1 pseudogene is annotated in these 854 nt (G+C 61.2%); it reads right to left on the bottom strand.

The window, feature by feature from the left end:
- Positions 1-782: pseudogene (locus P1IM2_RS06840) on the bottom strand (IS5 family transposase).
- Positions 783-854 lie beyond the last annotated feature (72 nt).

Here is an 854-nt window from a genome sequence, read left to right as displayed (position 1 = left end):
CTAGGCCGCGTTGACAAAAGACTTCAGCCATAGCCGCGTGGCGGCGAGGTTTAGGAAGCTCTCGAACGAGAGAAGGGTTTTGTCATATCGAGTGGCGATGCGTCGTTGCTGTTTGAGCTTTCCGAACATGCGCTCGACGCGGTTGCGGTCCTTGTAACGGCGATAGTCGGGATGCTCTGGCACCTTGCGGTTCGAGCGGGGCGGGATGATCGGCAGGATGCCCCGGGTCAGCAGGCTTTCCCGGAAGCGATCACCATCATAGCCCTTGTCCGCGAGCAGCGCCTTGGGTGTGGCGACGGGGATCGCCATCAGCGGTTCGGCAGCGGTGTAATCAGAAGCCTCGCCGCCGGTCAGGATGAAGCCGACAGGCAGTCCTTGATTGTCGCAGCGGGCGTGGATTTTGCTCGTAAAGCCGCCGCGTGATCGACCAAGAGCGTTCGCACAAGCCCCCCTTTTCCGCCCGCTGCCGAAACATGGCCGCGAACGCTGGTGCTGTCGATCATATGTTGCCAGTCGTCGGTCAGACCCAGATCGACCAGCGTTTGCAGCAGGGCATCCCAGACACCCTGTTCGGCCCAGCGCCGGAAGCGGACATAGACCGAGTTCCACTTGCCGTAGCGCTCGTGCATGTCGCGCCAAGGGCAGCCGACCCGCAGCACGTGAAGCATGCCGTTGAGAAAGCGACGATTATCGCCCGACGGCCGCGCCCAGCGACCACGTTCAGGCGGCAGCAGCGGCCCAATCAGGTCCCACTCCGCATCCGACAAATCCCCGCGACCCATGACTGATCCTCAAAAAGCAGTCTTGAATCAGAAGGAGGAGGATTTGGGAATCCCTTTTGTCAACACGGCCTA

The sequence above is a fragment of the Sphingopyxis sp. P1IMeth2 genome (assembly GCF_900185685.1).
GTDB lineage: Bacteria > Pseudomonadota > Alphaproteobacteria > Sphingomonadales > Sphingomonadaceae > Sphingopyxis > Sphingopyxis terrae_A.
Note: the sequence above shows the minus strand (reverse complement) of the source record. Positions and strands in the feature narration are given on the sequence as shown.